The organism is Curtobacterium sp. MCPF17_018 (genome assembly GCF_003234135.1).
Taxonomy (GTDB): Bacteria; Actinomycetota; Actinomycetes; order Actinomycetales; family Microbacteriaceae; genus Curtobacterium; species Curtobacterium flaccumfaciens.
Window position 1 is genome coordinate 195,900 of record NZ_QKSJ01000004.1, and the last position, 22,192, is coordinate 218,091.

General features: G+C 70.2%; 24 protein-coding genes. 11 read left to right on the forward strand and 13 right to left on the reverse strand.

Translation table 11 applies throughout. The annotated features are described in order from the left end of the window. Nucleotides 1-12: 12 nt before the first annotated feature. Together DEJ27_RS06945 and DEJ27_RS06950 are read left to right on the forward strand one after the other, a co-directional pair. Nucleotides 13-570 (forward strand): TetR/AcrR family transcriptional regulator, encoded by a 558-nt coding sequence (locus DEJ27_RS06945; protein WP_111090565.1) that lies wholly within the window; start codon nucleotides 13-15, stop codon nucleotides 568-570. A gap of 168 nt (nucleotides 571-738) precedes the next feature. Beyond that, on the forward strand, nucleotides 739-1,515 hold the full coding sequence (locus tag DEJ27_RS06950; protein ID WP_111090566.1) for a hypothetical protein: 777 nt from the start codon (nucleotides 739-741) through the stop codon (nucleotides 1,513-1,515). Between the two features lie 271 nt (nucleotides 1,516-1,786). On the opposite strand, the gene DEJ27_RS06955 is transcribed toward DEJ27_RS06950, so the two are convergent. Further along, complete coding sequence (locus tag DEJ27_RS06955) at nucleotides 1,787-2,254, reverse strand: MarR family winged helix-turn-helix transcriptional regulator (protein ID WP_111090567.1); 468 nt, start codon at nucleotides 2,252-2,254, stop codon at nucleotides 1,787-1,789. A 110-nt stretch (nucleotides 2,255-2,364) separates the two neighbouring features. Here DEJ27_RS06955 and DEJ27_RS17715 point away from each other — a divergent pair, with 110 nt between their 5' ends. Continuing rightward, on the forward strand, nucleotides 2,365-2,523 hold the full coding sequence (locus tag DEJ27_RS17715; RefSeq protein WP_181420008.1) for a hypothetical protein: 159 nt from the start codon (nucleotides 2,365-2,367) through the stop codon (nucleotides 2,521-2,523). A gap of 130 nt (nucleotides 2,524-2,653) precedes the next feature. Here the strand turns inward: DEJ27_RS17715 and DEJ27_RS06960 are convergent, their stop codons facing one another. The 5 genes from DEJ27_RS06960 to DEJ27_RS06985 all read right to left on the reverse strand — a co-directional run bounded on the left by DEJ27_RS06960 (nucleotide 2,654) and on the right by DEJ27_RS06985 (nucleotide 10,734). After that, entirely contained in the window at nucleotides 2,654-3,316 is a 663-nt protein-coding gene (locus DEJ27_RS06960; protein ID WP_111090568.1) for an ABC transporter ATP-binding protein, read from the reverse strand. Further along, the gene (locus tag DEJ27_RS06965) at nucleotides 3,313-4,605 is read right to left on the reverse strand and encodes a hypothetical protein (RefSeq protein WP_111090569.1); all 1,293 of its coding nucleotides are present in this window, start codon (nucleotides 4,603-4,605) and stop codon (nucleotides 3,313-3,315) included. The genes DEJ27_RS06960 and DEJ27_RS06965 overlap by 4 nt, the downstream gene beginning before the upstream one ends. After that, on the reverse strand, nucleotides 4,593-5,498 hold the full coding sequence (locus DEJ27_RS06970) for a hypothetical protein (RefSeq protein ID WP_111090570.1): 906 nt from the start codon (nucleotides 5,496-5,498) through the stop codon (nucleotides 4,593-4,595). The genes DEJ27_RS06965 and DEJ27_RS06970 overlap by 13 nt, the downstream gene beginning before the upstream one ends. Before the next feature lie 222 nt (nucleotides 5,499-5,720). Continuing rightward, nucleotides 5,721-9,575, reverse strand: coding sequence for a TIM-barrel domain-containing protein (locus tag DEJ27_RS06975; RefSeq protein WP_220035376.1), 3,855 nt, complete (start codon nucleotides 9,573-9,575; stop codon nucleotides 5,721-5,723). Nucleotides 9,576-10,023: 448 nt separating this feature from the next. Next, entirely contained in the window at nucleotides 10,024-10,734 is a 711-nt protein-coding gene (locus DEJ27_RS06985; RefSeq protein ID WP_111090573.1) for an SDR family oxidoreductase, read from the reverse strand. A 55-nt stretch (nucleotides 10,735-10,789) separates the two neighbouring features. Here DEJ27_RS06985 and DEJ27_RS06990 point away from each other — a divergent pair, with 55 nt between their 5' ends. After that, nucleotides 10,790-11,185 carry a MerR family transcriptional regulator gene (locus DEJ27_RS06990; RefSeq protein ID WP_111090574.1) on the forward strand — a complete coding sequence of 132 codons (396 nt, stop codon included), beginning with the start codon at nucleotides 10,790-10,792 and terminating at the stop codon, nucleotides 11,183-11,185. A 9-nt stretch (nucleotides 11,186-11,194) separates the two neighbouring features. On the opposite strand, the gene DEJ27_RS06995 is transcribed toward DEJ27_RS06990, so the two are convergent. From DEJ27_RS06995 to DEJ27_RS07010, 4 genes are all read right to left on the reverse strand, one after another. Continuing rightward, entirely contained in the window at nucleotides 11,195-11,569 is a 375-nt protein-coding gene (locus DEJ27_RS06995) for a VOC family protein (RefSeq protein WP_111090575.1), read from the reverse strand. Nucleotides 11,570-11,665: 96 nt separating this feature from the next. Next, nucleotides 11,666-12,361 carry a YafY family protein gene (locus DEJ27_RS07000; protein WP_111090576.1) on the reverse strand — a complete coding sequence of 232 codons (696 nt, stop codon included), beginning with the start codon at nucleotides 12,359-12,361 and terminating at the stop codon, nucleotides 11,666-11,668. A 63-nt stretch (nucleotides 12,362-12,424) separates the two neighbouring features. Next, nucleotides 12,425-12,931, reverse strand: coding sequence for a hypothetical protein (locus DEJ27_RS07005; protein ID WP_146244660.1), 507 nt, complete (start codon nucleotides 12,929-12,931; stop codon nucleotides 12,425-12,427). A 186-nt stretch (nucleotides 12,932-13,117) separates the two neighbouring features. After that, nucleotides 13,118-13,654 (reverse strand): TetR/AcrR family transcriptional regulator, encoded by a 537-nt coding sequence (locus DEJ27_RS07010; protein WP_111090578.1) that lies wholly within the window; start codon nucleotides 13,652-13,654, stop codon nucleotides 13,118-13,120. Nucleotides 13,655-13,760: 106 nt separating this feature from the next. Here DEJ27_RS07010 and DEJ27_RS07015 point away from each other — a divergent pair, with 106 nt between their 5' ends. After that, the gene (locus DEJ27_RS07015; RefSeq protein WP_111090579.1) at nucleotides 13,761-14,123 is read left to right on the forward strand and encodes a DUF4267 domain-containing protein; all 363 of its coding nucleotides are present in this window, start codon (nucleotides 13,761-13,763) and stop codon (nucleotides 14,121-14,123) included. 31 nt (nucleotides 14,124-14,154) lie between these two features. On the opposite strand, the gene DEJ27_RS07020 is transcribed toward DEJ27_RS07015, so the two are convergent. Then, the gene (locus DEJ27_RS07020; protein WP_111090580.1) at nucleotides 14,155-15,015 is read right to left on the reverse strand and encodes a helix-turn-helix transcriptional regulator; all 861 of its coding nucleotides are present in this window, start codon (nucleotides 15,013-15,015) and stop codon (nucleotides 14,155-14,157) included. Between the two features lie 117 nt (nucleotides 15,016-15,132). Here DEJ27_RS07020 and DEJ27_RS07025 point away from each other — a divergent pair, with 117 nt between their 5' ends. From DEJ27_RS07025 to DEJ27_RS07035, 3 genes are all read left to right on the forward strand, one after another. After that, the gene (locus DEJ27_RS07025; RefSeq protein ID WP_111090581.1) at nucleotides 15,133-15,825 is read left to right on the forward strand and encodes an SDR family NAD(P)-dependent oxidoreductase; all 693 of its coding nucleotides are present in this window, start codon (nucleotides 15,133-15,135) and stop codon (nucleotides 15,823-15,825) included. A gap of 185 nt (nucleotides 15,826-16,010) precedes the next feature. After that, nucleotides 16,011-16,823, forward strand: coding sequence for a mannosyl-3-phosphoglycerate phosphatase (locus DEJ27_RS07030; RefSeq protein ID WP_111090610.1), 813 nt, complete (start codon nucleotides 16,011-16,013; stop codon nucleotides 16,821-16,823). Next, nucleotides 16,820-18,034 (forward strand): glycosyl transferase, encoded by a 1,215-nt coding sequence (locus DEJ27_RS07035; RefSeq protein WP_110859317.1) that lies wholly within the window; start codon nucleotides 16,820-16,822, stop codon nucleotides 18,032-18,034. The genes DEJ27_RS07030 and DEJ27_RS07035 overlap by 4 nt, the downstream gene beginning before the upstream one ends. Nucleotides 18,035-18,135: 101 nt before the next feature. Here the strand turns inward: DEJ27_RS07035 and DEJ27_RS07040 are convergent, their stop codons facing one another. Both DEJ27_RS07040 and DEJ27_RS07045 read right to left on the reverse strand, forming a co-directional pair. Continuing rightward, the gene (locus tag DEJ27_RS07040) at nucleotides 18,136-19,167 is read right to left on the reverse strand and encodes an LLM class flavin-dependent oxidoreductase (RefSeq protein ID WP_111090582.1); all 1,032 of its coding nucleotides are present in this window, start codon (nucleotides 19,165-19,167) and stop codon (nucleotides 18,136-18,138) included. A 73-nt stretch (nucleotides 19,168-19,240) separates the two neighbouring features. Then, nucleotides 19,241-19,633 carry a VOC family protein gene (locus tag DEJ27_RS07045; RefSeq protein ID WP_111090583.1) on the reverse strand — a complete coding sequence of 131 codons (393 nt, stop codon included), beginning with the start codon at nucleotides 19,631-19,633 and terminating at the stop codon, nucleotides 19,241-19,243. Nucleotides 19,634-19,703: 70 nt separating this feature from the next. Here DEJ27_RS07045 and DEJ27_RS07050 point away from each other — a divergent pair, with 70 nt between their 5' ends. From DEJ27_RS07050 to DEJ27_RS07060, 3 genes are all read left to right on the forward strand, one after another. Next, entirely contained in the window at nucleotides 19,704-20,570 is an 867-nt protein-coding gene (locus DEJ27_RS07050; protein ID WP_181430106.1) for an SMP-30/gluconolactonase/LRE family protein, read from the forward strand. Then, nucleotides 20,567-21,166, forward strand: a complete 600-nt coding sequence (locus DEJ27_RS07055) for a hypothetical protein (protein ID WP_146244661.1) — start codon at nucleotides 20,567-20,569, stop codon at nucleotides 21,164-21,166. The genes DEJ27_RS07050 and DEJ27_RS07055 overlap by 4 nt, the downstream gene beginning before the upstream one ends. A gap of 90 nt (nucleotides 21,167-21,256) precedes the next feature. Further along, a complete protein-coding gene (locus DEJ27_RS07060; RefSeq protein ID WP_111090586.1) occupies nucleotides 21,257-22,174 on the forward strand; it encodes a phosphotransferase family protein in 918 nt (305 codons plus the stop codon). Nucleotides 22,175-22,192 lie beyond the last annotated feature (18 nt).

The following is a 22,192-nucleotide window of genomic DNA, read 5'->3' on the forward strand; positions in this document are numbered from 1 at the left end:
AAGGGCCTCTTCATGCGCGAGAGCAAACGCACCCTCGTTCTCGAATCCGCGGCACGGATCGTCGAGTCGTCGGGGATCACCGCGGTCACGTTCGACTCGGTTGCTGTCGAGTCAGGCCTCACCAAGGGCGGCCTGCTGTACCACTTCCCGACCCGGGAAGCCCTCCTCGAAGCGCTCCACGAGCACGAAGCCGCTCGCTGGGAACAGCAACTCCTGGATGCCCTCGAGGTGCCGTTCGACACCTCGACACGGGAGCAACGCCTCGCCGCGTACGTGGCAGTGTCCATGCGGTCCGCCTCGACAGCGGCACTCATGCTCCTGCTCGAGGCAACGTTCACCCCGACGCACGCGGAATCCTGGCGGACCGTCCTCAACCGCTGGACCGTCGGCGATGCAGCCACCGCGGCCGCGATGCCGATCGACCACCTCATCGTGCGGCTCGCGGCCGACGGGTTGTGGATGCACGAAGCCACCGCCGGCTTCGCGTTCGACGCCGCCACCCGAGAAGCGCTCCGCGAACGTCTCACCGAACTCCTCACCCGATCCACCGAGACCGACGGCGACCGGTAGACGATCGGCTATCGGATGCCGCGGCTACGTGTGGTGATGGAGCATGCCATCGGTCCGGTCGTGAGCGCATTCGTCGGCGACAGGGTCTTGATCGGCTATTGGGCCTGCAACCCTTGAGCGCGTGTACCAGTGTCAGACTGCGCGGTGGGATCGATGACGAGGGGCGCGATGAACCAGATTGAGGGCGTCGACGCTGAACGTGCACGGTTAGAACGCGTCGCGTGGGGGTCCGCATTGACACCTGCGGATGCGGCCCGCGCGCGGAGCGCCCTTGCCGCCCTGAGCAACGCTGAGCCCGACGCCGCCGACCGCACCGCGCTCGGACACGAGGTGTCTGACAGCAAGGAGTCTGAGGTCGGGGGCGTGGGTATTGCTACTGCCGCCGAGGAGCGTGGGGCGGGTGTCTGGCGGCGAGGCGGCCGCTTCCGCGGTACCAACCACCGGGTTATGTGGGCCCTTGGCGCAGCAGCCGTCGTGATCGCCTTCGTCGCGGGTACTGCGGTCGGTGTGTCCGTGGGTGGCCGCGCCGTCGAGCCGGCGTCGACTGTGACGCCGGCGACCGGGGCGGTGGCGGTCGACCGGCGGCTCGAGCAGCCGCAGACCGCTGCTGACCTGCCGCCGGCGGGGATCGTGACGTCGATGGAGTCCTCGAGCGCCCGGCTGGTGTTCACGAATCGTTCGCTGTCGGGCGACGATGCGGCGACGCCGTGGAACGTTTGGGCCGGGGTTGGGCGGGACGGGTCGACGATCTGCCTTGTCGCGTCGGCTGATCAGCTCGAGGGGACGAGTGCTTGCCACCCGCGGCGGGCGTCGCTGCACGGGCAGGTGTCGCTGTCGGCGACGGCGCTCAGCGGGACGTTGACGGTCCGCTTGGTCGGCGGTGGGGTGCGGGCATCGGTGGTGACTGGTTCCGAACCGATGTACACCGCCGGTCCGGTCGACTAATGCAGCCTCCCCTCCCGGCGCCCGACCCCGTACCTAGGGCGCGATCCACTTGATGGGCAGCTCGTGTGTAAGTACGGTGCAGCCGACCGTTCACCGATCTTTTACCGGACGACGCTATCCACTTCGCAGTCGGCCCTGTCTCGTAAACGGCCGGCACGACGCAAACGCTGCCGAGCTCCTGCGACACACGGCTGCGAGGGGATCAACGCTGGGTCTGCTGCGGCACATAACCGTGCTCCTGATACGCAGCGTCGGCAGGCCGAACCCCTCGTCACGCTTCGACGACGGACCCCAGAAGGACACTGAGCCGGTCACGGTCTGCAGCAGGGACATTATTGAGTAGCGGTGCAAGCGCTGCGAAAGTCCGTTCCTCGACTTCCGCGGCGAAGGTGTGCCCTCGCTGCGAGAGGGCGACTGTGAAACCGCGCTTGTCGTTGGCAGCGGGCTCGCGTTCGACGAGGCCGCGTCGTTCGGCGCGTGCGATCAGGCCCGACGTGCTGGAGCGATCTGTTCCGAGCGCCGCCGCCAGCTCAGCCATACGCAGTCGCCGGTCCCGGAGGATCGCAAGCATCCGCAACAGCGTCAGCGACATGTCCTCCTCGGCCGACAGCTTCGCGAGTCGCCCCATCACCTCGAACGACACTCGTGCGAGCAGTTCAGGGAGTTCTCGTTCCTCTGGCGTTGACATAGTTCGTAACCGCTCTTCCTCGCGACTGATATGCGGGATGTGTCCCGGCATGCTTGTACCGAAATCTCCGACCAGCCAGGGTCCCCGCCGTCTTCTCCGTGACGTCGTCTACGAGCAGATGCTCGAGGCGATCGAAAACGGCACGCTCGACACTGTTCTCGGTGTCCCTCGAGACCGCGGAGCCGAGTGGCCCGGGAATCCTGCGACTGTTCGGGACCGACCTCAACATGGAGGGACTCGAGCTCGAGCCCGATTCACACGCGGCGAAACGGGAGATGTTCGCCGAGTTCTTCAGCCGCGACCGTACTGCGCGCGCGTGATCGGGGATCTGGAGCGCAACCACTGACGGACCGGAGGCTCGGTGCCAGCTGGCACCGTCCCTCCAGGCTCGGCCGTCACCCCGCTGGCGCGGTGCGCCGGTACCGGCTGGTGGGGCCCACCTCCAGTCCCTCACGTGCCGCGCGCGATGAGTTGCTCGTGGTGGAGCTGGAGTTGCCGTCCACATCGCTGTGCGACGCGCTCACTGTGGGTGACGATCACGAACTTGCTTCCTGCTTGCTGCAGCCGGTCGAAGAGGGCGAGCACGTCGTCTTCGGTCGTCTCGTCCAGTGCGCCGGTGGGCTCATCGGCGAGGACGACGGCAGGGCGCTTCGCGATGGCTCGAGCGATCGCGACGCGCTGCGCTTCTCCTCCTGACAGTCGTCGTGGGCGCTTGCCAGCGAGGTGACTGATGCCGACCGCCTCGAGGGCGTCATGTGCTCGGGCGGCAGAATCAGCGCGAGCAGGAACGCCGAGCCGGACGTTGTCGAGCACGCTGCGGTCGCTGAGGAGGCTGTGGTCCTGGGTGACGTTGCCGATGTGTCGCAGTCGGTGCGCCGCCATCCTCCGTGCGGTGCGCTCGAGCACGCGCCCGTCGTGCTCGTAGGTCCCGCCGAAGTCCGTGTCGAGGCCGGCGAGGATCCGGAGGAGCGTGCTCTTGCCGGATCCGCTCCGCCCGGTGATCGCGACCGAGTGATCGTCTTCATGAAGGTCGAAGTCGAGTCGGTCGAACAGTGCTCGGGTCGATCCGTCGGGCTCGGTGATGGTCTTCGAAACGTCGCGCAGCACGATCATCGTGGGGTACCTCTTCGGCGTTGGGCGGTCAGTTCGATGCGGACGGCTCGTCGACCGAGTACGCCGTCCGCCACACACCAGAGGAGCAGGGCGGTGCCGGCTCCGAGTCGTGCCATCGCACTGTCGTTGGGGAGCAGCGCGCTGGTCGCGAGGAACAGCCCGAGCGCGGCGGTGTACTCGGTCAGGCGGCTTGCGCGGAACAGTCGGTTCGTGGCATCCGGGCTCCTCCCGAGGAGATGGTGCACCCGTGCCACTGGCGCTCGACGGTGATGCAGGAGCCGGTGGAGGAACGCCGTGATGATGCCCACGCCCGTGGTGAGGACGGCGAGCAGCGCGGTGACGAGCACCAGGTTGTCCTGGATGAGCTGGCGGACGAGGGAGAGCTGCACGAGGTAGGCCGGAACTCCGAGCAACGTGTACGACCGGAAGCCGGTGTCGTTTCCGATCGCGTCGAGACGCGCGACGACGCCTCCCAAATCGAGGCGGTGATCGACGGCGAGATCGGCGTTGAGCATCTGGAACACCAGGCGCCCGAACAGCTCGGGATCCAGCCGGTCCAGTGCTGCTCGGTCGAGTCCGGCGAGTGTCGGCGGGTAGGGCACGATGACGGTGTCGTCGAGGTAGTGGTTGGCTTCACCGCGGAAGTACATGGCGCTGTTCGGTTCGAGGAATCCGACGACTTCGAGCTCCTGCTCCTGCAGGATGACCGCTCCGGTGAGTCGCTCGCCGAGCTCGTACACGCCGCGGTACTCGTTGCCGAGCAGCACCGGGATCCGGCCGGATCCCCAGTCGACAGCGCTCCACTCGATCGGCTTGCCGTCCTGCACGGAGAGCCCCGCGAACTCGTACGCGGTCTCGTTGAGCTGGATGGACTTGATGTCCTGAACGCTCCGTCCAGACTCGTCCTGGTACTTCCCGTTGAGCGTGTACTCGGTGCCGTACCCGACGTCGAAGCGGTCGTCGCCGCGGAAGTCCTGGACGGTGACGGGCTGGTCGTACGAGGAGATGAAGTCGAACCCGGGCTCGTCGTCGATGCGGTCGGCGAATGATGCGACTGCGTCGAGCGCGTGCTGGTCTCGCCGGATCGCTTCGAAAGCGTCCGGGTCGAGATCGTCGATCACCGTGTAGAGGTCGACGTCGGCATCGGCGGACAGGCCCTGGGCCACGGCCTGCGATGTGGACTGGGTGAACGATGCCACGTTGTACCAGCAGAGTGCGAGCAGCACGAGCAGGACGATCTTGGCGACGATGATCGTCCAGTTGGACCGGAGGTCGTTCAGCAGTTCCATCGTCGGGTTCCCTGCCAGAACGAAGCGACGGCGACGGCGAGCATGACCGTTCCGACCGCGACGACTGCGGTGGTGACGTCGAGGTCGAGGCTGGTGGTCTGCCTGACGAGCGCCGCGCCCGCGAGGGCAGCCGTAGAGGCGGCGGTGCCGATCGCAGCCACTCTGGCGGCCGCGCTGCGAAGGGTGTTCAGTGGTCGGATCCCCGTGGTGAATCGGACGGCGGCGGCGCGGAGTTCCCATCGTCCAGCTTGCAAGCCAGCGACGACGGCGACGAGCACGACGACGAGTGCGCCCAGCGCGACCAGAACTGGCGACACAGCGTCGACGTTCGTCCTGCGGTTCGTGCCGTCGTCGATGATCTCGACGCTCCTGTCGGGGAACTGTGCGCTGTAGTGGTGGGCGCTGCTCGGGCCGTCCAGGAGTAGCCGCTGTGGTGACGCGGAGAACCGCGACGGATCGGCGATGACCACCTCATCGGACAGCAGACTGTCGGCGCGGACGCCGAGACGTCCCACCACGTTGTAGGTCGTGCCACCGACCGCGATGTCGTCACCGTGGACGCTGACGTCCGCGCCGGCGAGGGCTTCGCCGGGACCACTGGTCAGGGCATGCCCTTCGTGCAGGGGGACATCTGTCCACCGTCCCGACAGGATCGCAACGGCGCGGACACGATCATCGAGTTCCACGAACACCTTGGTTCCCGGTTCGAAGGCGCTCCGCGCACGCTCGAGATCGTCGAGGGTCGCGGTCACCCACGCGCTCTGGCCCGTGCGGGGGTCATTGCCTTCCGCGGCGATCACACGTCGGCGAGCGTCGAACACCCCGATCAAGACCGCCAACAGCGTGGCCAGCAGGAGCAGGCCCGCGATTGCCGTGATCTGTTGCTTCGTCACGTCTTCTCCTCACGCCGCAGCGGGTGTACATGCTCACGAGCCGTTAACATGTCAGACGTAGAACGTTTTGTCGAGCAACCTTATTTTCGGTCGCAACCGTCCTGCGGACGCCTGATCGGGGATCTGCAGCGCGACCGCGGACGGACTGGAGGCCCGGTGCCAGCTGGCACCGGGCCTCCCGTCCGTCGATCAGTTCCGCCCAGGGCGACAGATCAGGCGGGCTCAGGCACGCGCGCGCCGTCGCCGGCTCCGCAGCGTCCACACCAGTCCACCGGCCGCGAGCAGTGCCGCCGCCAGCAGCCCGAGGGGGAGTAGGTTCGCGCCCGTCCAGGCCAGTGCGCCGCCCGGGTCGCTGCCCGCATCCGCGCCACCGTTGCCCGGCGCTGCCGCGCCCGGTGTGCCGGATCCGCTGTCACCCGGCGTCGGAGCGTCGCTGCCCGGAGTGCCTGCGCTCGGCGACGTGGTCGGCGCCGGAGCAGCCGCAGCCACGACGGTGAAGGCGGCCCGAGCCAGGGCCACACCGTCGACCGATGCGGTGACGGTCACCCGACCGGACGCCGCGCCCGGCACCCGCAGGTCGGCCGAGAACGCACCGCTCGCGTCAGTGTGCGCGGTGGCCCCGCCGATGCGTGGCGCGGTCGCCAGCGCCACATCGGTGTCGGCCGGGAACCCGCTGCCGGTCACGGTCTGCGTGTCGCCGGCATCGACCCGAGGCGACTCGACCCGCAGGGCCGGGGTCGCCGCAGCCTTGCTGCTGAAGGCCACGACCGTGCGCTTCGTCACGGACCGCTCGTCGACCGGCACGCTGATGGTGCGGGTGCCGGCGTCGTAGGTCCACGCGGTGTTCGTGATCACTCGGCCGTCGATGGTGACGGTGCGGGGGCGGTCGGCGTTCGTGAACGTCGCCGTCCACGAGCGGTCCTGCACCTGGCCGGCGAAGGAGCCGTCGGCGGGGGCGATGGCGAGCGAACCGCCGGTCGCCTGCTGGGTGTAGCGGACGGCGGTGGAAGCGCTGCCCGCCGCGGCCTTCGCGGACGCGGCGGCCGTGGTCATCGCGCTCGACTTCGCGGTGTCGGCGGCGTTGTCCGCAGCGCCGTCCTCGCCGGCGTCTTCGTGCAGGTCGAACGAGCCGTTCGCTCCGGTCGCCACCGTCAGGGTGACGGCATCGAGCGGTGCGGCGTCGTTCTTGACCTGCTCCGAGCGGGTGGGGACGATGCCGCCGCTCTTCACGAACACCGGCATGCTGTTCAGGTCGGTCGTCACGTCGGCGGTGGTGCCGCCCGCGTACGTCTTGCCGGTGAACCAGTCGGTCCACGAGCTGCCGGCCGGGAACCAGACGGACCGGGTCGCCTTGCCGGAGTCGTCGTTCGCGGTGGTGACCGGGGCGACGAGCACGTCCGGGCCGTACAGGTACTCCGAGCCGGCCTGGGCGTAGGACTCCTGCGCCTCGGGGTACTGCAGGTAGAGCGGCTGCAGGATCGGCGTGCCGGTCTCGGTGGCCTGGGCCGCGAGCGTGTAGGTCAGGGGGACCAGGGCCTCGCGGAGGTTCAGGAACTGCTTGGCCGAGGCCTCGGCGGCGGCCGGGTACTGCCACGGCAGCCGGTCGCTGTGGTTGCTGTGCAGGCGGTCGATCGGCTGGAAGGTCCCGAGCTGCACCCAGCGGGCGTAGAGGTCCTCGGGCAGCTGGGTCGTGCCTTCCTCGGCGCCCTCGATGCCGTACTGCCCGCCGTTGTGGCCACCGATGTCGTGGCTGACCGAGGCCAAGCCGGTCGCAGCGGACTCACCCGGGGTGTACCCGACCTCGGCGAGCAGCATGTCCCACGACGACGTGGTGTCGCCGGTGAAGTGCACGGTCGTGCGCTTGTCCGCCCACGGTCCGGTCGGGACCGCCTGCGGGTTGCCGTAGCCACCGGCGGTCAGCGAGCCGTACGCCCGCGAGAACGCGAGCCCCCGGCCGCCGAGCGCCTGGTCCGTGTACTTCGCGTACTGCTGGTTGATGAACGCGTCGGGGGTGACGCCGTTCGCGGAGTACTTCGAGTTCTCGCTGCAGCACCAGTCGAGCCACCACATGTCGACGCCCTTCGGCTGCAGCGAGGTGTGCAGGTCGAAGTAGGCCTTCAGCTGGTCGGGGTCGGACCAGTCGAACAGGTACCGGTCGCCGTCGCCCTTGGTGAGCTTGCCCTTCGCAGTGGCCTGGGCCTTCGCGAACTGCGGGTCCTGGCTCGAGATCGACGGGTGGATGTTGAGGGTGTTGTGGATGCCCTCGGCGTGCCAGTCGGCGAGCAGGCCGGTCATGTCCGGGATCCGGGACGGGTCGACCGACCAGCCGTTCCACTTGCTGTCGCCCTGGTTGGTGGTGCTGCCGATCTTGTAGTCGGTGTCGATCGCCATGACGTCGACGGGCACGTCCTCGTCCTCGAACTGCTTCGCGATCGCCAGGTAGTCGGCCTGCGAACGGTCGTAGTACTCGGAGTACCAGACGCCGTACGCCCAGCGGGGGAGCAGCTTCGTCGGACCGGTCAGGACGGCGAGCTCCTGCAGGGCATGGCGGTAGTCGGAGCCGTACCCGAAGACGTAGCCGTCCTGGTAGCGCTCGCCGCCGTGGTCACCCGCCGGCGTGACGGTGTCGTTCGCCTGGTCGTACAACGCCGAGGCGCTGTCGTCGAGGAGTGACCAGCCGTCCTGGTAGAGCAGACCCGGGTTCGTCTTCACGGATCCGTTGGCGGTGTCGAGGTCGCGTCGGTACCCACCGAGCGGGGCGTGCGCGGCGAGGACCGGCGACGCGGTGTCGACCACGGCGACGGTGTCGAAGTTCACGTTGCAGTTGTTCGCCACGGTCGGGCACCCGATCACGACGTCGTTCCTGCCGGCGGCCAGGTGCACCGGCACGGTGGCGGTGTTCCAGTAGTCCCAGCCGCTCGTCTTCGGGAGCGGTGCAGTGGTCGCCTGTTGACCGGCCGGGGCCGCGGTGAGCGTCGGCGTCCCGGCGGAGCCGTTGGCGTAGCGGACCTGCAGGGCGTAGTCGCCCGCGGCCGGCACGCCGGTGACGTGGGTCGTCAGCTGCGCCCCGGCACGCTCGAACCCGGCGACGAAGCCGGTTCCGGCGAAGCCGTTGTGGTTCGTGGCGGTCGTCGCAGGGGCTGTCCGTGCCGAGTCCTCGGCCTGGCACACGGTGCCGAACGCGCAGTCCTCGCCGGTGACCGTGGTCGACGGCGCCGGGTAGGCAGCACCGGTGCTGACCAGGGCCAGGCTGTCGACGTTCACCCGGCCGGAGTCGTCCGCGGTGCGTTCGATGCGCACGCGGTGCTCGCCCGCCGTCAGGTCGAGCGTCGTGGCGGCGGTGGTCTTCCAGTCGTCCCAGTTCGCGCCGGGTGCGAGCCGGATCGTCTTGGCGGCTCCGCCGTCGACGGTCACGCTGAGGGTGCGGGTGGCGACCTGGCCGTCGCCGCCCTGCGAGTTCGCGTAGCGCAGGGCGAGGTCGTACGAGCCGGCCTGCTCCGCCGTGGTCGTGAAGGTCATCGCGTTGCCGACGGACTCGAATCCCGCGGCGAACCCGGCTCCGGTGAAGCCCGTGTGGTCCGTGGCGAGCGACAGGCCGGTGAGCCCGAGCGTCTCGGCCTCGCAGAGCGATCCGATCGTGCAGGACGGGGTCGGCGTCGACACCCACGGGGTGCCGGTGACCCGCTGGCCGGAGGCCGTGGTCACGGTGGTCTGCAGGGTGTCCTGCGTGAACGCCCCCGAGCCCTCCTTGTAGCGCACGGTCATCGCGCCCGTGTCGAGCGTCAGCCAGCCGTCCCGCTCGGTCTTCGTGAACGTCGTCGGGGCGAAGTCGTCACGCCCGATGACGTTGAAGGTGCTGCCGTCGGTGAACTGGGAGTCGCCGGCGTACTCGGTGCGGATCAGCGTGGGGGAGAGCACCTCGAACCGGGCCTGGCCCGAGATGACGGTGCGCGCCGCTGCGGGGTCCGCGGCGGCCGGGATCGCGGCGATCCCGAGCATGCCGAGGGCGGTCGCAGCGACGATGCCCGACGACAGCGCGCGGCGCAGCCCTCGGGAACGGAAGGAGATGGGGCGCAAGTGGGTGCTCCTCGTGGACGTCGTCGTCCATCGGGCCGTGCAACGGCCGTGACCTGCGGGCCGTCCCTGCGGCGGCCCGTTTACAACGCTGTAAACCATACGACGCGGATGGCCCCCGAGGAAGGGGCAGCCGTCGGCGGCTCGTTTCGCGGCTCCCGCCGCACCGGTCAGTGTCGTGGTCGCGTCGTGCGCGGCCCTGGACTCGAGCCGCTGACGGACTGGAGGCCCGGTGCCAGCTGGCACCGTGCCTCCAGGCTCGGCCGTCACCCCGCTGGCGCGGTGCGCCGGTACCGGCTGGTGGGGCCCACCTCCAGGCTCGGCCGTCACCCCGCTGGCGAGCGCCGTTCGTGGAGGGTTGCTGCAAGCATTCGCTCCCGCGTTCCGCCTCGTGTGCTCGGCCTGGGTGACGGAGAACGAAGACGGCCGGCTGAAAGTTCTCGGCCCGCCCCTACGACGCGAGCATCTGCGCCACCACCGCGTACAGGTCCTTGGGGTCGCCGGCGAGCATCTGCTTGATCAACGCGGCCTGCTCGTCGACGACGACCTCGTAGTCGTCGCGCTCGACGCCGTCCAGGGTCGCGCGCGCCACGTTCGCCGGGTCGGTCTTGGCCATCGAGATCCCCGCGGTCATGTCGGTGTCGGCCACTCCGAGGTGCACGGACATCACCGTGGTTCCCTGGCCGGCCAGCTCGTGACGCAACGCGTTGCCCATGTTCCACAGGGCCGCCTTCGACACCGCGTAGGCGGAGGCTCCGGGCATGGCGAGCCACGAGGCGCCGGAGGCGATGTTCACGATGCTCCCACCGCCGTTCGCCGCCAGGACCGGCGCGAACGCGCGGATCACGGACAGGGTGCCCCAGACGTTCGTGTCCATGTCGGCGTGTGCTGCGTCCAGGTCGCCCAGCAGGGTCGCCGTGGTCGCGATCCCGGCGTTGTTGATCAGGAGATCGACGTCGGTCGCGACCGCGGCCGCCGCTGCGACGGACGCGGGGGAGGTGATGTCGAGGGCGAGGCGCTCGACGCCCTCGAGGTCGATCAGGTCAGGGCGTCGGGCGGTGGCGTAGACCTTCGCCCCCCGGGCGATCAGCTGTGCGGCGAGGTGGCGTCCGATACCGCGGTTCGTGCCGGTGACGAGGGCGGTGGCTCCAGAGAGGTTCATGCCGCTACGGTAGAACCTGACGTCAACGTGAGAATCAAGCCCGAGGGACAGAACGATGCGGATCGGTGAACTCGCAGAACGGGCCGGCGTCAGCGTCCGGTCGCTGCGGTACTACGAGGAACAGGGCCTCCTCGAGTCCGGGCGGACCACGGGCGGACACCGGGAGTACCGCGAGCCCGATGTCGCGCGGGTGCGCTTCATGCAGATGCTCTACGCGGCGGGCATGCCGAGTCGTCGGATCGTCGAGATCCTGCCCTTCCTCGACACCGGGGTCGCGACGCGGACGATGCTCGACCACTTCGACGAGGAGAGCGATCGCATCCGACGCCAGATCGAGGCCCTCGGTGCCACCCACGACCGCCTCGCGCGGCTCCGCGACATCGCGGCGGAGTCCGTCGCGGGGCGGCCGCCAGAGGAGTGCCGCTCGTCGGCGAACGCCGCCGCCGCCTGAGCGCCCCGACTAGCTGGCGGCGGGCCTGCTGAACAGGTTGACGACGTTGCCGTCCGGGTCGCGGACCAGTGCGGAGCGGTTGCCCCACGGCATCGTGGTCGGTTCGAGGACGACGTCGTCGCTGCTGAGCTGCAGTTCGGCGAAGTCGCCGTCGACGTCGGCGACCTCGAACTCGATGAGCACGGAGCGGTTCGTCGCGGGCGTCAGCGCGTCGCCGAGCATGGCCACCGTCGCGGTGCTGGCGATCGCGAGGGTCCCAACCGGGCCGCTGAACTGCGCGAAGACCGGTGCGGGGCGCTCGGCCTGCTGGCCGGTGACCCGTTCGTAGAAGGCGACCATGCCCTCGAGGTCGTCGGTGATGATGCGGACGGATGCGAACGACATGGGGTTCCTCACGGTGGTGCTGCTGACTCGGAGTGACCAGCTTCTCCGGCCGTCGCGACACCGTCCTGTCGGTGTTTCCGGAAACCGGCGGCGCAGCTACTCGTCGAGGACCGGCCGGAGTCGTCCGTACTGGATCGCGAGGTCCTCGGATCGCAGGACGCGCTGCGCGGGCCGCTCGTCGGTGACCTCGACGGACAGCATCCGGTCGCCCCGGAACGCCCGCACCCCGTCGCGCATCCGGCACCAGGCGATCAGGTACCACTGACCGTCCTTCCCGATCGACCCCAGCGGTTCGACGTCCCGGACGGACTCCGCTCCGTCGGCGTCCCGGTACCGGAGTCGCACCACTCGATCCGCGCGCAGGGCCGCCGCGAACTCGGCCGGGACGACCGTGTCCTCCTCGCTCTCCAGGAAGTGCACGCGGGACGCCAGCGCGCTGGCTCGTGCGGCATCCCCGGCGGGCATCACCGCGAGCGTCTTCCTGGCCGCGGTGTGCGCGGCGTGCCGGAACGGACTTCGCCCCAGTGAGCCGAGCCCGATCAGCACCGCGAGGGCCTCATCCGGTGTGAAGCCCGCCGGGCCGAGCGTCGCGGACGCGTCGAGGACGTACCCACCCGTCCGGCCGGGCTCCGCCCAGATGGGCACACCCGACTGCTGCAACGCGGAGATGTCCCGTTCGATCGTCCGCACCGACACCTCGAACCGTTCCGCGAGACGACGCGCGCTCCGCGGTTGCGGGGAGATGGCGCGCAACTCCTCCACGAGGCCGTAGAGCCGGTCGGTGCGGTTCACCTCGTCATCTTCCCTCGCGCGTCGACCTTCCGTCCGATCCACGCCGTCTCGTGTGACGGGTGCTCACTCCGCGGAGCGCAGCTCCTGCACGTCGCCGTCGGAGCACTTCGAGACGCCGGTGATGCTGTAGCGCTGCGGGTAGGCGTTGAAGCCCATCGAGGTGACGGGGCCGTCGACGCCGCGGATCCCGGTGAGCGGGTCTGCGCCGCCGCTCTCGAACCGTTCCGTGGTGATCCCCTTGGCCTTCCAGAGTTCCTCGACGGTGCGGATGTCGGCTGCCGGATCGCCGTCGCCGTCCGTGCCGCTCCGCTCCAGGATGTACACGAAGCGGGCGCCTTCCTGGCCGCCCGACCGGGTGCAGACCTCGGCAGCGGGGCCGCGGTAGACGGTCCAGTCGCCGCCGACCGCGTCGGTCGACTCCTTCACGACATCGACGATCGACTTCTCGGCGTCGGACGGATCCACGGTCTTGCCTCCGGGGGTGTTGCTACAGCCGGTCATGGTCAGCGCCGCTGTCAGGACGAGGACGCCGGTGCTGGTGCGGGCGAGGCCGCGGAATCGTTCGTTCACGGTCACAGTGTCCACTGCGGATTCTCCAGGAGCCGGGACTCCGCTTCCTCGATCTCGACGGCGGCACGGTTCCCTGGTGACGCGTCCCGGTGGCCGGGCTGCGGCACTCGACGGGTGACGACGACGGACTGGAGGCACGGTGCCAGCTGGCACCGTGCCTCCAGTCCGTTGCGGCTCACGTCCGGCTCAATGCCCGGTGAGCGCGCGGTGGGCGAAGTCGAGTCGAGCGGCCGACCGAGACGCGGGGAGCCGCCCGCCGATCTCGAGGGTCGCCAATCCGTGGAGCGTCGCCCATGCCACCTCGGCCTCGGTGCCGTCGGGCCCGGGGAACGCCTCGTGGATCGCGGCGAAGGCGCGCTGGAGCGCGTTCGGGGCGGTGCCCGACCCGAACTCGATCCCGGACGGCATGGAGAACATCGCGTCGTACACCCGCGGCTGGTCGACGGCGAACCCGAGGTACGCCTGCATCCGGGCCTGCGGGTCGGCTGGCACGGCTTCCATCGCGACCGCGATCGCCTTGAACCCCTCGAGCGCGACCGCGTCGATCAGGGCCTGTCGGCCGCCGGCGAACGCGGAGTAGATGACGGGCTGCGTCACCCCGATCTCGGACGCGAGTCGTCGCATGGTGACGGCGTCCCACCCTTCGGCTGCCGCGACCCCGCGAGCCGCCTGGGTGATCTGCGCACGCCGGTCGTCGAGGTCGGGAGCGGGTCGAGGAGACATGGTGAAAGGGTAACAGAACGAGGTTACATAACAACGGTAGACATGGGGGAGGGACTGCATTAACGTCGTTACAGAACGACGTTAGCAATCACCGGAAGGTTCCCCCATGTTCATCGCCGCACTCGCAGTCGCCGTCCTCGGATGTCTCTTCATCCTCTTCATCGGTGGCCGGTTCCTCCTCGCACCGACGGTCGCCACAGCCGGGTTCGGCGTGGCAGAGGACCGCCGTAGGGCATTCACGAGCATCAAGGGGGTCCGCGACATCACCTCCGGCATCGTGCCGCTGGTGGTCGTGCTCGTCGCCGGTCCGCACGCGTTCGGCTGGGTGCTGCTCGCCGCCGCCATCACCCCGATCGGTGACGCGATCATCGTCGTCACGAACGGCGGGACGCTCCGCCAGGCACTCACCGTCCACGGTGCGACGGCGGTCGTGCTCATCGTCGCCGGGCTCGTGCTCGCCCTCGGCTAGAGCTTCGCTGTCGACCCCGTGGCGCGGATCGTCATCGCTCGACGACCTCCGCCGCTCGTACGGCACGCACCCGCAGGAAGTCGAGCTTGTCGGCGTCGGGGCCACTCTCGGGCGTGGAGTAGACGACGAGCTTGATGTCGGAGTCGGGAACGGTGACGACGTCGCAGTCCAGGACCACGTCACCGACGATCGGGTTGTGGACCGTCTTCACGAGCGACTGGTGCGCCGCGGCTCGTCCTTCGTCCCAGTACCCGGCGAAGCGTTCGCTCTCGGTCCGGAGCCGGGCGATGAACGTGCGGAACGCAGGGTCGCCGCCGAGGCTGCCGGCGGTGCGTCGGAGGTCGGCGACGAGGGCGCGTTCGAACGGTTCCGGCCCACCGTGCGCCGTCGCGATCTCGGCGATCCGGTCGTCGAGGAAGGTCTGCACGATCAGGTTCTGTTCGGGGTCCCCGCGCACCGACGGCGCGTCGAAGAGCGCCTGCCAGAGTGGCGTGGAGTGCAGCAGTGTCCAGTCGGCGGTGAACACGGCGAGCGGCAGGTCACCCATGCGGACCAGCATGCGCTGAACTCCGGGTGGGATGTGGCGGGACACCACACCGGCCCGGGGTGAGGCGAGTCCGGCGGCGCGGTGGAACAGGTCCGTCTCGGCTCGGTCGAGCTGGAGCGCACGGGCGAGCGCCTGGACGACCTGGGCCGAGGGGGTGCGGGAGCGGCCCTGCTCGAGCCGCATCACGTAGTCGGCGCTGACACCGGCGAGCTGCGCGAGTTCCTCACGGCGGAGTCCCGCCGTCCTGCGCCGACCGTACGACTCCATCCCGACGTCCTCCGGGGTCAGCCGACCCCGCCACGATCGGAGGAGATCGCCGAGGGCTTCGACCTGGTCTGCGGACACCCCACCATTCTCCGCGCGGGGACCCGCCGCTGGGTAGGACTGTCCTTCCGTGGCTGGAGATCCCGCAGCGCCGCACGCTGGTCACCTCACCACCAGCAACGAGCTCGAAGGAGATCCATGACGAACACCCTCATCACCGGCGGCAACAAGGGCATCGGCCGAGAGACCGCGCGACGGCTGATCGCCGCCGGGCACACCGTGTGGATCGGCGCCCGCGACACCGATCGCGGTCGGCGAGCCGCCGAGGAACTCGGGGCGTCGTTCGTGCAGCTCGACGTCACGGACGACGCCTCGGTCGTCGCGGCCGCGGCGACGATCCTCGACCAGGCGGGGCACCTCGACGTCCTGATCAACAACGCCGGCATCCTCGGGGACGTCACCGCACCCGAGGACATGACCGTCGACCAGCTGCGCGCGGTCTACGAGACGAACGTCTTCGGCGTCGTGCGGGTGACGAACGCGTTCCTGCCGGTCCTCCGGCGGTCCGCGCAGCCCTCCGTGATCAACGTGACGAGCGGCCTCGGATCGTTCACCATGATCCACGACCCCGAACGCGTGGAGTCGCGGTACCCGCTCGCGGCCTACGGGTCGTCGAAGACCGCGGTCACGATGCTGACCATGCAGTACGCGAAGACGACGCCGGACGTCCGCTTCAACGCGGTGGACCCCGGCCAGACGGCGACCGAGTTCACCGGGAACCTCGGGCACAGCGTCGAGGAGGGCGCCGACGCGGCCGTCCGCGTTGCGACCCTCGGTGCTGACACGCCGACCGGCACCGTCACGGATCGCGAGGGCACCCTGCCCTGGTGACGGCGCGGCGATCCCCACGCCGTCACGGGCTGGAGGCACGGTGCCAGCTGGCACTGTGCCTCCCGTCCGTCCGCTGGTCGCGTCGGGCGACTGACACCGGCTTGTTCACCCAACCGACGCATGCGCGTGGCAGGGTGGTGCGGGGCATCGTCGCCCGCAGCCCAGCCAGCCGCCAGCGGAGCACGATGCCAACACCCGACCTGATGATCGTCACGGACCTCGACGGGACGTTCCTCGACCACCACGACTACTCGTTCGACGCGGCCCTGCCGATGCTGGAACAGCTGCGGGCGGACGACGTCCCCGTGGTGTTCTGCAGCAGCAAGACGCGGGCCGAGATCACGGCGCTGCAGGCACGCACCGGGCTCGACGGGCACGCGTTCGTGGCGGAGAACGGCGCGGTCGTCGTCGGACCGGCGGGCGACGTGCTGGTCGGACCGGTCGACGGTGAGCTCGAGCGGCTGCACGCAGAACTCGACCGCGTCCGTCGTGCACTGCATCTGCGGTTCGAGACCTTCGGTGGCGTGACCGATGCGGTCGTCGCCGCGTGGACGGGGCTCGACCTCGAAGCGGCCGGACGAGCGCAGCAGCGCGAGGCGTCCGAGGTGCTGCTCTGGCACGCCGAGGACGACGACCGGGCGGACGCGTTCCGCGGCGCGCTCGCCGCGGTCAGCCTCGACCTGGTGCGGGGCGGCCGGTTCTGGCACGTGCTGCCGGCGAGCCGCGACAAGGGCGCGGCGGTCCGGACGCTGATCGCCGACCACGAGCGCCGGACGGGGACGGTCCCGCGCACGATCGGACTCGGTGACGGCCCGAACGACACGGCGATGCTCGACGCGGTCGACTTCGCCGTCGTGGTCCGCGGACACGGCCCGGCACCCGGACCACTCGCCGACGACCGACCCGAGCGCGTCCACCGCACGACCGCCCCCGGCCCGCAGGGGTGGACCGAGGGCCTCACCCGACTCACCACCCCGTCCGTCAGGAGCCACCGATGAGCGACTTCCACCAGAACGGCGTCATCACGACGTTCCACGACCTCGGTCGCCGCAGCACCGCGAGCCTCGAAGAAGACCTGCGCGGCTTCGCCGAGAAGCGCCCGATGAGCCTGATCCTGCCGGCGCTATACTCCGAGCTCGAGCGTCCGGCCCTGTCGCGGATCGTCGACGAGCTGGCCGAGGCCGACTGGCTCAGCGAGATCGTGATCGGGCTCGACCGGGCCGACCGCTCGCAGTTCGAGCACGCCCGCGAGTTCTTCTCGCGGCTGCCGCAGCGGCACCGGATCCTGTGGAACGACGGGCCGCGGCTGCGCGAGCTCGACGCCGAACTGGAGCGCGCTGGCCTGGCACCGGGGGAGCCCGGCAAGGGCCGGAACGTCTGGTACTGCACCGGGTACGCCCTGGCGTCGGAGCGGGCGGACTGCATCGCCCTGCACGACTGCGACATCACCACCTACGAGCGGGGCATGCTCGCGCGGCTGTTCTACCCGGTCGCGAACCCCGCGTTCGACTACGAGTTCTCGAAGGGCTACTACGCCCGCGTCGCCGACGGCCGGATCAACGGTCGCGCCGCACGGCTGCTCGTCGGGCCCCTGCTCCGCTCGCTCCGCCAGGTCTACGGGGAGTCCGAGTACCTGGAGTACCTCAGCAGCTTCCGGTACCCGCTGTCCGGCGAGTTCGCGATGCGTGCCCACGTGCTGAACGGCCTGAAGATCCCCGGCGACTGGGGACTCGAGATCGGCATGCTCTCCGAGGTCTACCGCGACTACGCGACCCGGCAGGTGTGCCAGGTGGAGATCGCCGACGCGTACGACCACAAGCACCAGCCCCTCGCCGAGGCCGACGGCACCGGCGGCCTCGCACGCATGGGCAACGACATCGTGCAGTCGCTGCTCCGGAAGCTCGCGACGATGGGCGTCCCGCTCACGGCCGACTCGTTCCGGGTGCTCAAGGCGACGTACTACCGGAACGCGCTCGACATCGTCGAGGTCTACCGGCACGAAGCCGAGATGAGCGGGCTCGCGTTCGACCAGCACGCGGAAGAAGCCGCGGTGGAGCTCTTCACCAAGGCGATCCTCGACGCCGGCGGCGCGTTCACGGCGCGGCCGAACGACAAGCCGTTCATCCCGAGCTGGAGTCGGGTGCGCTCGGCGGTGCCGGACGTGCTCGACCGGCTGCGGGACGCGGTGGAGGCGGACCAGCAGGACTGATCCGGTGCCCTGGGCGCGCGCCCTGGGTGCGGGTCAACGGCGGACGGGAGGCACGGTGCCAGCTGGCCCCGTGCCTCCCGTCCGTCGCTCTGGCGCCGTTCTCAGGCCGCGCGCTTCGGTGCCCAGCCGAGTTCCGGACCCACCCGCTCGGCGATGTCCGTGGTGATCTGGACGTAGTCGTCGGGCTCGAACGAGAACGGGAGCGCGAAGGCGACCTCGGTGACCGCCTGGTAGCCGACATCGGCACGCAGCCGGTCCGCGATCTCGGCCGACGTGCCCACCAGGTCGGCGGCGAAGAGCATCCCGGCGGGTCCCATCGGCACGCCGACGCGGCCCGAGCGGCTGTCGACGTAGGCGCGGTAGCGGGACTCCTGCTCGCTCGTCGCGGTGTCGGTCGGGATGACGACCAGGCCCTGCGAGACGCGGGCGGCAGCGGGGTCGGGGTGGACGTCGAGGTAGGCGTCGATCTGGGCGCGCTGGTTCGTGGCGAAGTCGGTGCCGTTCTCACTGCGGGTGACGCTCGAGGTGAGCAGGTGGAAGCCGTTCTCGCCCGCCCACACGGCCGACTTCGTGCTGCCGGTGCCGTACCAGATCCGTTCGGCCAGGCCGGCGCTGTGCGGCTGGACGGTGCTCGCGAACTCCTCGAAGCCGCGGCGTTCGACGGTCTCGGTCGCCGTCACCGGGTCACCGCGCACCAGGTCTCGGAAGCGCAGGAGCCGCCCGTTGCCGAGGTCCTCGTGCTCCAGGGTGTCGGGGTAGATCGCGTCGCGGTACAGGTCGAAGTGCATCGGGGTGCCGACCGAGAACCCGGGGTTCAGGCGGCCACCGAGGAGCACGTCGACCGTGCTGAGGTCCTCCGCCAGTCGGAACGGGTTCTCCGCGCCGATCGGGGTGACGGCGGTGCCGAGGTCGATGCGCGAGGTGCGCTGCGAGGCGGCGGCCAGCACCGCGACCGGCGAGGAGATGCCGTGCTGCAGGTGCCGGTGGCGCAGCCAGGCGCTGTCGAAGCCCAGGGCCTCGGCGCGCTCGATCACGCGCAGGGTGTCCTCGTGGCCCTCGGACGGTCGGGCGGGGTCGAACGACCCGATCGTCAGGAAGCCGAGCCGGTGCAGGGGAGTTCCGTCGAGGGGCATGGGTCGATCGTGCCAGACGCGCCGTGCCGGGTCCGTCGTGCCCGGTGCGTCGCCCAGACCCCGGTCTTGCCGGTCAGGGCCGGGTCTCCTTGATCAGCGCCTCGACGTTGTTGCCGTCCGGGTCGGACACGAATGCCGTGTACGCGCCGTACTCCGGCCAGTAGCGCGGCTCGTGCCGTGACACCCCGCCGGCGGCGACGGCCTCGCGGTGGAAGGCGTCGACCTCGCTCCGTGAACCGGCCTCGAACGCCAGGTGGAGTCCGCGCGTCGTCGCCTCGGGGGTCCGGGCGGTCTCGAGCGAGACGCTCGGGGTGTCGTCCCCGTGCTGCCAGAACTCGGCGACGGAGTCCGTGCGGTAGCCCGCCCCGATGCCGAGGGGCGCGAGGGCGGCGGTGTAGAACGCGGCGCTCGCGGCGAAGTCGGTGGCGAAGACGCCCAGGTGGTGGATGAGGTGACGACCCGGCATGGGACGACCCTAGGCCGAGATCGCGGCATCCGTCCGGGCAGCACCCCGGTCCCGCTGGCAGGCTGGATCCGTGCACATCACCCTCGACTCCGCGACCGACATCGTCATCTCCGGCATCCGTTTCCCGGAGGGCAACCGCTGGCACGGCGGTCGGCTCTGGTACTCCGACATGCACACCGGCCAGGTGTTCTCGGTCGACCCGTCCTCGACCGACGGCCCCCGGCTCGAGGCCACCGTCGACGGGCAGTCGTCGGGGCTCGGCTGGCTCGCCGACGGGCGTCTGATCATCAGCTCGATGGAGTCCCGCACGGTCGTCGCCGTCGAGCCGGACGGCAGCACCTCGGTGTTCGCCGACCTCTCCACGATCGAGTCGTCGCTCGTGAACGACCTGGTCGTCGACGCCCAGACCGGCCGGACCTACATCGGCGCCTTCGGGTACGACCTGTACGCGGGCGAGGAACTGCGGCCCGGCCCGCTCTACGTGATCGACCCCGACGGCTCCGTCCGCCTGGCCGCCGAGGGCCTGGTGTTCCCGAACAGCGCCAACATCCTGCCCGGCACCCGGACCCTGGTGGTCAGCGAGACGTGGGGCGGCCGGCTCACCGCGTTCGACATCGAGGACGACGGTTCGCTGACCGGGCGTCGCGAGTGGGCGGCCCTGCCCGGCGGCGTGACCCCGGACGGCAGCACCGTCGACCGTGACGGCGCGATCTGGGTGTGCTCGGTCGACACGGGGGAATTCCTGCGGGTCGTCGAGGGCGGCGAGGTGACGGACCGCATCGACGCCCCCGGGGACTGCGCGATCGACTGTGCGCTCGGTGGCGAGGACGGTCGCACCCTCTACCTGGCGACCGCCGACAGCTACGACCCGGCCGTGACGGCGACGACGCGCGCCGGTCGGATCAGTTCGGTGCGGGTCGAGGTCCCCGGGTGGTGAACCCGAGCGACCTCGCCGAGGCGACGCGTCGTGCCGAGCACCTGGTCGAGCACGGGCCGACGGTGGTCGTGATGTCGCAGCAGGCGGGGTTCGCCGGCATGTCGATCCTGTGGGCGTTCATCAGCCTTCCCTCCGTGCTCCGCACCGACTCGGTGATCTGGTTCCTGTTCGCCCTGGCCGGAGCGGTCGTGAACGTGACCGCATGGGTCGGTGCTCGACGCCACCGCAGGCTGCTGCCGTATCTCGTCGAGACGCCGGAACAGCCGCTCGGCGCGCTCACGCCGGCGGACCGCAAGTCCGTCACCCGACAGATCAGCGGACGGGCACCGGTGACGCCCGAGGCCGTGCCGCTCGTGCGGGCGATGCTCGCGTGGCAGCGACGCTCCACCTGGACCTCGGCCCCGACCCTGATCGGCACCGGGCTGAGCCTGTTGGGACTCGGAGGTGCCTCGGCCACGACGTTCGGTTGGGGTTGGGCGTTCCTGGTGTTCGTCGCCGTCGTCGTGGTGTTCGTCACGGTCGCGACGGTGATCGGCGTACGTCGAAGCCGCCGGGTCCTGGCCGAGCTGGACCGGGCAGGGACGCCGGTCTCCTGACCTTGGGTATGCCGCCTCCAGCGTCGGTCAGCGTGGGTACGGTGAGGCCGAGATGGACAGTCAAGGTCCGGGGGAGGCCAGGCTGGTCCCATGTCGGACGAGATTGTCGAGCAGGAGTGGTTCCGAGCCGTCCTGCGCTCGGTCGGCGGGTCGGTGGACCGGGTCGAACGGCTGCACGGCGGGGCGGTGAACCACACCTACCGGGTGGACCGTGTGGGTGCTGCTCCGGTGGTCCTGCGGTTCCCCGTCGACCCCAGTCGGCAGGACGAGTACCCCGTCGAGTCGTGGGCCGCTCGGAGCGCGAGCCGGGTCGGCATCCCGGTCGCCGAACCGCTCGCCCACGGGACGGAGGGCGGTGTCCCCTTCTCGGTGTCGGAGTACGTCGCACCTGACCCACGACCGATCGACCGCCCGTGGCGGTGGCTCGGTCGCGCCACGCGAGCCGCCGCCACGATCCCGCTCGTCGATGCGCCTCGGTCGTTGTTCTCGCGGTTCGGCGACGACCTCCGACCCGCCTGGACCGCGCACCTCGACTACGACCTCGATGCGCTCGGCGACGACGATCCGCTGCTCCGTGACGGTGCCTACGCGTCGCCGGGCCGGGTGCGTGATCGTCTCGCCCCGCTGTCGGACGTGCAGTTCGAGTTCGGGCTGGCCCACGGCGACCTCGCACCTCGCAACCTGGTCTCCCGCGGTCCGGACCGGCCGCCGGTGCTCATCGACTGGGGTGCCGCGGAGACCGGGCCGGCACCGTGGACGGACGCCCGCCGGGTCTTCGTGTGGACGTTCATCGACGGGTCCGTCACCCGCGCGGACCACGACGACTTCATGGCGGCTGCCGGACTCGCCTCGGACGACGACCACCGGCGGCTCACGTCGATGACCGCGCTGCACCTGATCGACGTCACGCGGTGGGCGCGTGACCGGCGACCGGACCTGTACGACGAGTACCTCGGACGCTGTCGCAGCGGACTCGAGCGCATCGAGGAGGTCGTCGGCCCGGCCTAGCGCAGGCGACAGGGACAC